This is a genomic window from Alteromonas sp. P256 (genome assembly GCF_036864455.1).
Lineage (GTDB): Bacteria > Pseudomonadota > Gammaproteobacteria > Enterobacterales > Alteromonadaceae > Alteromonas.
This window is the reverse complement of sequence record NZ_JAZETM010000035.1, coordinates 1-812: the sequence shown is the minus strand read 5'-3', so window position 1 is coordinate 812 and position 812 is coordinate 1. Positions and strand designations below refer to the sequence as shown.

Here is an 812-nt window from a genome sequence, read left to right as displayed (position 1 = left end):
TATCTAGCGTCAATTATCTTGGCCGGTTTTCCGGCAATTATTCTGGCCGGTTGATGCCGATTTCTAACTACCGTTTCTCATCGCCATTTTGCGCCGGTAACTTTCTCCTTCACAGTGAAGGATTGTCGCATGATGCACCAGTCGATCGATGGCGGCGATCGTCATTGTTGAGTCGTCAAACAGCTCGTCCCATTGCTCGAACGACTTATTTGATGTGATGATCATGCTGTGTCTTTCATATCGATGCGCGATTAACTCGAACAACACACTGGTTTCCTGCTCGGTTTTGCGAACGTAACCTACATCATCTACGATAAGCAGGTTGTACTTATCCAGTTTTAGCAGCTCATCTTGCAACCGAAGGTGCTGTTTCGCCTGCTGTAGTTGTTGCACGATGGCTGAAGCTGCGATGAACTTAACCTTATAGCCATGCTCGATTAGCCCATACCCGATACCGCTGGCGATATGGGTTTTGCCCAGTCCGCTGGCTCCGAACAGTAAAACATTAGCACCCAGTTTCAACCATCTGGGTTGGTTAACCAGATCGATGACCTGGTGTTTTGAGATACCGTCGACCAGATTAAAATCGAAGTTGCCTAGGTTTTTCCCAGCCGGTAACTTTGCGTCTTTTAACAGTCGCTGTAAGCGTTTGTCTTCACGGTTTGCCAGCTCGATATGGCAGAGCTCCGATAAGTACTGCTGTGGACTCCACTGCTCTTTAACAGCTTTATTGCCTAACGCATCCCATTCTTTAACCATTGTAGCCAGTTTGAGTTGCTTGAGCATGAGTGATAATGAGGCCGTTGCGTTAC

The 812-nt window shown here is 47.4% G+C and carries 1 protein-coding gene; it reads right to left on the bottom strand.

Annotated features, from left to right (window positions below; translation table 11 throughout):
- Positions 1-63: 63 nt before the first annotated feature.
- The coding region (gene istB, locus V7R39_RS17730) for an IS21-like element helper ATPase IstB (protein WP_334032286.1) at positions 64-812 on the bottom strand (749 nt) is incomplete at its 5' end.